We start from the raw sequence: 7,703 nt of genomic DNA, 5'->3' as shown, positions 1-7,703 counted from the left end.
GTTTTAGAGTTTGGTCCAATCTATCCTAACCGAAATGCCATATATTGGAAAATGCAAAAGAATGATATGGAAAAATTAAAAAAAATATTCTGGACAGCTCCTGATTGCGGGAACCCATCTTATTGGTTGGGATTTTTTAATCATTAAGTGGTGAAACTGCCATAAAGCCAACTGTTCGCCAGTTATCCACTTATTCGATTTACCCTAAAGAATCGAGCGAATTACGAATGATGGGAGGTTAAAATACTGTAAATAAAAAATGGAAGCGCTATATGCGAATTATTTTGTGAATAATCGAATTAACATTAAGGAATTGCTATTGTAATTTGTTTCTAACTTTGCTTTAATAAAAGTTAAATATTACACAATGGGGAGATCCAAAAAATGATTGAATTTAAGAATGTCAACAAGTTTTACGGCAGTTTTCACGCTTTGAAAAATATCAATGTCAGGTTCAATCAAGGAGAAGTGACCGTCATACTAGGTCCATCCGGTTCAGGTAAAAGCACCTTGATCCGCTGCATCAATGGACTGGAGGAAATATCCGAAGGCGAATTGTTGATCGAAGGGGTTAACATCCACGATAAAAACACCAACATCAACCTGATCCGACAGGAAGTCGGCATGGTGTTCCAGCATTTCAATTTGTATCCGCATAAAACAGTTTTGGAAAATATCACTTTGGCTCCGATTTTCAAGTTGAAGAAGTCGAAAGCTGAGGCTATCGAGCAGGCCGAAAAGCTTTTGGATAAAGTGCAGCTGTTGGATAAGAAGGACATGTATCCGAATCAATTGTCCGGAGGGCAGAAACAACGTGTCGCGATTGCGCGCGGTTTGGCAATGAATCCGAAGGTGCTGCTGTTTGATGAGCCGACTTCTGCACTCGACCCTGAAACGATAGGCGAGGTATTGAAGGTCATGTCGGACCTTGCAAAAGAGGGGATGACGATGATTGTAGTAACCCATGAAATGGGCTTTGCGCGCGAGGTTTCCGACCGTACGCTGTTCATGTCAGATGGGGAAATCCTGGAAGACCGCCCGAGCGAGTCCTTTTTCCTGGATCCTCAAGATGAAAGGGCCAAGCAGTTCCTCAGCAAGGTTATCAACCACTAATCAAAGTCGAAAGTAAGGAGCAATGGGATGATGAAAGTGACGAAGAAAAAAATGTTCGTGACAAGTGCGCTGTCAGCGATGCTTCTGATGAGTGGCTGCACAAAGGTTTCGGAAAAAAGCGTGATGGAGCGCATCGAAAGCGGGGACAAGAAAATTGTCTGGGCAACCAATGTTACCACACCCTTAGTCGGTCAATTGAATGTAGAAACTGGTGAAGTAGCCGGGTATGATTCGGATGTTGCGCGCGCGTTGACAGAAGTGATTACGGGATCTGCTGAAAATGCGGTTTTTGTAGAGGTATCGAGTCAGAATCGGGTGGCTTTTGTGAAGAACAACATAGCGGATGCCGTCATCAGCACGATGACGATTACAGATGAAAGAGAAAAGCAAGTGGATTTTACGGATTCCTACTATATCGGCGGTCAAGCGTTGATCGTGCCGGAAGACAGCGAAATCCAAGCGATTGAGGATTTGACTGCCGACACGATTGTCGCAGGAGCCAAAGGAACAACGATGATGATCAACATGAAGACGATTGCGCCGCAAGCACCGACAAGGGAATATGACACGGAATCCGAAGCTTTTACGACTTTGATTGCCGGCCAAGCGGATGCCTACACATCCGACAATGTCGTTTTGATGGGGATGATGTCGAAAACATCCGGTTTCCGATTTGCCGGCGGAAGAATCACCGATGAACCATACGGAATCGCGCTCAACGAGGATGAGGACGCATTCCGGGAAGCATTAAACGAAGCAATCGCAACCATTCGAGAAAACGGCACTTTAGCGGAAATCGAAGATAAGTGGTTCGGCGACTATTACTAAGGAGTGCGGGAAATGATTGAAATATTAACGGAGCATTATAGTACATTACTAACAGCTTTTTGGCACACTTTGGCCATCAGCATGGTTTCGATGCTGCTGAGTTTGCTTTTCGGAACCATTTTGGCCATGTTCCATGTTGCCAAAAACAAGACTTTGAACAAAATCAGCGGCTATTACGTGGAATGCTTCAAAAATATTCCGCTACTTGTCATCACCATGTTTTTCTACATTGCCATTCCGATGGCGTTGGACATCCAAGTGAACGGAATGATTGCAGGTGCGTTCGGCTTGGTCATCTACTCGACCTCGTTCATCGCGGAAATCGTGAGGACAGGCATCCAAACGGTACCGTCCGGCCAGTTGGAAGCGGGTCTGGCTTCAGGCTTCTCCTATTGGGAAACGATGTACCATATTGTGCTGCCGCAAGCTTTCAAAATCGTCATCCCGCCATTAGGGAATCAATTCATTACTTTGGTGAAGGATTCCTCGGTTTTAGGATTCGTGGCTGGGATGGATTTGATGTACTACGGAGACCTGATCGCAGGCGAAACATTCAATATGATGGGCTCCTATCTGGTTATCAGCATGTTCTATGTGATCATCACGCTGCCTTTGAATTATCTGATGGCGCATATTGAACGAAAAATGGAAATGGCATAGGGGGACAATGAAGATGTTTGATATTACAGGTGCCTTGTCAAATGGCAATTTTATTTATCTGATGAAAGGCGTGGGCAGCACACTGTCTTTCTCTGTGCTGGCGATTGCCATCAGCTTCATCATCGGTTTAGGACTCGGGGTCATCCGTTACATGAAGGTTCCGGTTGCGTCGAATGCGCTCGGCTTCCTTATGGACGTCATCCGCAGTGTGCCTTTGCTCTTGATTATCGTGGTCTTCTATTTTGGTTTTCCGCAGTTAGGCTATCGTTTCAGTGCTTTTGGAGCGGCCTTGATCGCTTTTGTGGTATTCGAGTCATGCATGATCGCAGAAATCGTACGTGCCGGACTGAAATCAGTCGCAGTGGGGCAAATGGAAGCGGGGCTTTCGACTGGGTTCACTTTTGCCGAGACGATGCGGCACATCATCATACCGCAAGGCGTCCGTTCCATGGTTCCGTCTTTGGTGTCTCAATTCATTTCTTTGATCAAGGACACCTCCCTGACGACGATCATCTCGTTTTCGGAGCTGACTTATCGCTCTAAGATCATTTATTCGATGGATTCAGCCTATGTATTGCCGATGTATGTCATCATGGCTTTCCTGTACTGGGTCATTTGCCACACGCTTTCGAAGGCTTCCAAACGCTTTGAGGTCGATTATTGATTCTACTTATTGAAAAAATAAAAAGAATAGGGTTCCGGGATAAAACCGGAATCCTATTCTTTTGTCTGCATTTCCGTTTGATTGGGCATCCTTGCTGCGATGTAGATGGCTTGTTTGCCCATCTGTTCCCATGCCAGGATAAAGTTCTGCCGATCGACTTTCTGGTTCTTTTGCCCGTAGGGATTGTTGATATAAAGATTATTGGAGTCGTAACCGACAACCGCAACACTATGCATGATATAGCTGATGTTTACCGGACCCGTAGGCGTTTGCCATACCTCCAATGCGTCATCGGTCATGAATGTGGTCGTCGTGACGACCCAAACGGGATAGCCTTGGTCCAAGGCAGTGATGACAAAATCAAAATCCTGCCCGCTGATATCCTCCACGCGATCGGATGGGATGTATTCGGATGCCAAGTCTGCAATGGGGCCATGGTAGACGCAAAAACCGTAGTCAGCCCCGGTCACATCGCCGACAAAACCCTCATTTGGATTTCCGTGTAGCCCGTTTTCATAGTAGATCGGAACGACTGGGAGCTCATCGGCGAGCTCGTTTTTTGTGACTGGTATCCCATTGTACTGCAGGATCATGGCCAGGGCCGTGACTTCGCAGCCGAGCAGCAGGGCAGGCGAATCCAACTGATTCAGGAGCGGCACATCCAATAGCACAGCAACGGTAGATCCGGGTTGCAAAATCATGCCGGATTCTGCCGTCGCTTGTTCGGTTTCATCGGGTTTCATGCGAAAGAGACTCAGCGGTATCAGACTGAGTAAGATGCCAGAAAACAGTGTTATGTTGAGCCTGCCCCTTTTCATCATGATCCTCCTTATCCGGCATGACTGGGTGCGCTTAAGTATATGCTTTACGCTTACATTTTAACATATTCCACAATGCAGGACGATTGAAATGTCCCGATGCACAATGTTATGGTCAATGGTATCGTGCTAGTCGATCACAGGATGGGATAGGAATAAAAAAGACGATCCGGATGGTTAAAAAGGATTGACCTACCCTATCTTTGTTGTCCATAATGATAGAAGTCAGATTGAAGAATAAATGGACAACAATAAAGTTGTCTGATGGAGGATATTATGATCTGGAGTAAGATGAAGCCGCTGCTGGAGAACTTCCTCGCGCCTGCGTTGGCGGGCAGAGTGGGGTACCTATCCACCAGCTACCGCTATTCACCCGATAAAAACGGCCAGTGCTGCATAGCCGTGGACAATAAAAAAATCTTCAACATGAAGGACGGGACGACTGGCATGAAGTGGTACCAGTCGGAACAGGATATCAAAAATGATCCCGCCGTCGTGATTCCGCTCAACGATGCCGAAATTGAGAAAATCAGGAATGAAACCGGTGGGAAAGTGCCGGAAGAACGCTTGGCAGTGATCGCGGGGGACCGCAAACTGTTGGCCTACGCGAAGGAAACGATGGCCGCCCAGGTAGCCTTAAGCAAATCCGATTTCTACAAAACCGCAGACGTGTTTCTGAGCCAACCCATCGAAGCCAGCCTTGCCAGCACGGACATTTTGTTGAACTGCTTGGCCTTGCTGGACAGGCGCGTCGGCAAAAAGCGGATCATGGACATGGAAAAATCAGTGAAAATGAAGCATCCAATTGTGCAATACTTCTATGGCTTACGGCGCAGCGCTGTTTAGAGCGAATTATCCGCGTTTTACTTCGCCAGTCCATCGGCGTGGATGAGATTTCTTTCGGTCTATTACAAGACCGACGATAAGCAAACAGGCACAAAGATCACATGATCTGAGCGCTTGCTTTTTTGTCGACTCAACCCGATATCCGAATACCTTATCTTGAAAAAGGCCTTCGTGCTATACGCTGCGGTAAGTAAGTTGTAGAATGTATGTAAAAGATAGGTTTCGTACCGTATAGAATACGTTCTGCAGAAGGGAGAATCGAGATGGGGAATCTGTACAAGGATAAATTAAGTGGCAGCCGAATCGGAATCGTTTTCGGAGCCTTCGCGCCATGCCATATCGGCCATTTGGAAGTCATCTTGGAGGCCAAGAAGGAGAATGACGGTTGTGTCGTGATCGTCTGCGGCCAGGAGGGCGATTTCGGCGAGCCGTTCGGTCTGGATGTCTACAGAAGATTCCGCTATATGCGCGAATTATTTGCGGATGATAACCAGATTTATGTCGTGATGGCGGCCGGCCAAGGCATTCCGCAAAAGGAAACCGAGTGGGAGTCCTGGTTGGAAATCATCAACCTCAAGATAGCTGATTCGCTTCAGCACAGCGATGCGCAAAAAATCTGGTATACCGGGAAAACAGCGCAGGCTGAGGTATTGGGAAAAGAGTCCGCTGATGAAGTCCATTTGGTGGACACCAGCCTGTACCCGGTCACCGGCCTGAATATCCGCACTGATGCCTTGCGCTATTTTAATGCCATCGCCTTACCCTTCCGTCGTGCATTCACGAAAAAAGTGTTGGTTTTGGGCGCGCCGAGCGGCGGAAAAACGACATTGGTCAAGGACTTGGCGAAACTTTATTCCTGTCCCTACAGTTTCGAATATTCACGCCAGTACCAAGAGGAGTCGAATGTGAATGATTTCGAACTGGATGGCATGGATTACCAGCGGTTGGTCACGGGTCAGTTCCAGCTGAACCGGGACACAATCGCGGACCCCGCCAGCCAGGGGATGGCAATTTTGGACACGGATGTGATGGTTACAAAAGTCTACGCACGCCTTGGAGCGGATGATGAGGACTATGCGATCACTTCGGAAGAATATGCGATAGTGGAGCAGTCGGCCAACGCCTTCATTGCCCGCCAATTGTGGGATTTGATCCTGGTTGTACCACCGACTCTGAAATATGTCGACGATGGTTACCGCAATATGGAATTTTCTGAGGATGCCTTTTTGATGACCATCCACGAGATGATGCTGGAGGAAATCTCAAGAAGCGGAAACCTGAATAAAGTCGTCATGTTGGATGCGAAAGGAATTGGCGATAAGGACGAATTCAGTTATTATGCCCGTTACAAACAAGCAAAAGAAGCGATAGATCGATTGATGGGGCATAAACAAGATACCAGCGATAATTGAATTCGAAGGGTGTTCGGTAAAACCGATCACTCTTGTTCGTTTATGTCTGATTTTCACAGAAGCATTCGCGTGTTATGCTATCCTTATCACCCAAAGTCCGAGAAGTAAGGTCATTCTCGAATTTTGGCACATACAATCGTACATAACAAACTTAATGGGGGAATTAACATGGCTAAAATCGTATCGTCAGTAGCAGAGTTGATCGGAGATACACCAATCATTAAATTAAGCAAAGTCGTACCGGAAGGATTCGCCGATGTCTATTTAAAATTGGAGGCGTTCAATGTTGGCGGCAGCATAAAAGATCGCATCGCCTTGAACATGATCGCGACAGCTGAAGCAGAAGGAATCTTGAAACCGGGCGATACGATCGTTGAGCCGACCAGCGGCAACACGGGCGTAGGCTTGGCTATGTTGGCAGCAGCTAAAGGCTATAAATCCATCTTTGTAATGCCGGATACGATGAGCATCGAGAGGCGTTTGTTGCTTTCGGCTTATGGTGCCGAACTCGTGTTGACTCCAGGTGCTGAGGGGATGCCTACAGCGATTGCGAAAGCCAGAGAAATTGCAGCCCAACCTGGCCATTTTCTGCCTCTGCAATTCGAAAACCCAGCCAATCCGGCTATCCATGAAACGACTACCGGCCCGGAAATCATCGCAGCTTTCGACGGCATCGGTCCTGATGCCTTCCTATCGGCTGTCGGAACGGGCGGTACGATCACAGGGGTAGGAAGAGCTTTACGAAAAGCAAATCCGGATGTCGGCATATATGCCCTGGAACCTTCCGAATCAGCGGTATTGAGCGGCGGCCAAAAAGGTCCGCATAAGATCCAAGGAATCGGTACCGGCTTCATTCCGCAAGTTTTGGATACAGCTGTATTCGACGGCGTGTTCCAGGTTTCCAGTGAAGAAGCTTTCGAGATGACACGCAGACTTGCCAAAGAAGAAGGCATTCTTGTGGGCATCTCCAGTGGTGCGGCAGTGGCAGGAGCCATCGCCTTGGCCGGTCAACTTGGTGCAGGCAAGTCGGTAGTCACCATTGCACCGGACAACGGCGAAAGATACCTTTCCACACCAGTGTTTCAAAATTAAGCATCATATAGAATAATGAAAGTGCCCCAACCACAGCAGGAGCGGTTCCTGTAGTTGGGGCACTTTTTTTGTGTGCCAGATTTGGTGACGGCTTTTATTTGTGTATGTTTCGCTACTTTTTTTCCGCAATTCTTCGTATGGATTTCGAGGAAATGAGGGGGCGCGTTCTTTTAAAATGAAATCAGAACAAGAAAAGGAGCAACGGTTGGCCGAACTGAAAAATTAGGAGGCGTCATTATGAACCCATTCGTAATCATTCCAGCTCTTACC

At 47.3% G+C, this 7,703-nt stretch carries 8 protein-coding genes; 7 read left to right on the top strand and 1 reads right to left on the bottom strand.

The window, feature by feature from the left end:
- Positions 1–384: 384 nt before the first annotated feature.
- The 4 genes from WBM30_RS10670 to WBM30_RS10655 are packed head-to-tail and all read left to right on the top strand — an operon-like array spanning position 385 to position 3,265.
- Entirely contained in the window at positions 385–1,113 is a 729-nt protein-coding gene (locus WBM30_RS10670) for an amino acid ABC transporter ATP-binding protein (RefSeq protein ID WP_424900698.1), read from the top strand.
- A gap of 27 nt (positions 1,114–1,140) precedes the next feature.
- On the top strand, positions 1,141–1,941 hold the full coding sequence (locus tag WBM30_RS10665) for a transporter substrate-binding domain-containing protein (RefSeq protein ID WP_424900697.1): 801 nt from the start codon (positions 1,141–1,143) through the stop codon (positions 1,939–1,941).
- Between the two features lie 12 nt (positions 1,942–1,953).
- Entirely contained in the window at positions 1,954–2,601 is a 648-nt protein-coding gene (locus tag WBM30_RS10660) for an amino acid ABC transporter permease (RefSeq protein WP_424900696.1), read from the top strand.
- Positions 2,602–2,608: 7 nt separating this feature from the next.
- Positions 2,609–3,265, top strand: coding sequence for an amino acid ABC transporter permease (locus tag WBM30_RS10655; protein ID WP_424900695.1), 657 nt, complete (start codon positions 2,609–2,611; stop codon positions 3,263–3,265).
- 53 nt (positions 3,266–3,318) lie between these two features.
- Here WBM30_RS10655 and WBM30_RS10650 read toward each other — a convergent pair whose 3' ends face one another.
- On the bottom strand, positions 3,319–4,008 hold the full coding sequence (locus WBM30_RS10650) for a C39 family peptidase (protein WP_424900694.1): 690 nt from the start codon (positions 4,006–4,008) through the stop codon (positions 3,319–3,321).
- A 351-nt stretch (positions 4,009–4,359) separates the two neighbouring features.
- Between WBM30_RS10650 and WBM30_RS10645 the strand changes: the two genes are divergently transcribed.
- The 3 genes from WBM30_RS10645 to cysK all read left to right on the top strand — a co-directional run bounded on the left by WBM30_RS10645 (position 4,360) and on the right by cysK (position 7,433).
- A complete protein-coding gene (locus WBM30_RS10645; RefSeq protein ID WP_424900693.1) occupies positions 4,360–4,929 on the top strand; it encodes an SF0329 family protein in 570 nt (189 codons plus the stop codon).
- Between the two features lie 263 nt (positions 4,930–5,192).
- Positions 5,193–6,341 carry an AAA family ATPase gene (locus tag WBM30_RS10640; RefSeq protein ID WP_424900692.1) on the top strand — a complete coding sequence of 383 codons (1,149 nt, stop codon included), beginning with the start codon at positions 5,193–5,195 and terminating at the stop codon, positions 6,339–6,341.
- Positions 6,342–6,509: 168 nt separating this feature from the next.
- Positions 6,510–7,433: a cysteine synthase A gene (gene cysK / locus WBM30_RS10635; RefSeq protein WP_424900691.1), complete on the top strand. Its 924-nt coding sequence runs from the start codon at positions 6,510–6,512 to the stop codon at positions 7,431–7,433.
- Positions 7,434–7,703 lie beyond the last annotated feature (270 nt).

The organism is Trichococcus sp., assembly GCF_049684335.1.
Taxonomy (GTDB): Bacteria; Bacillota; Bacilli; order Lactobacillales; family Aerococcaceae; genus Trichococcus.
Note: the sequence above shows the minus strand (reverse complement) of the source record. Positions and strands in the feature narration are given on the sequence as shown.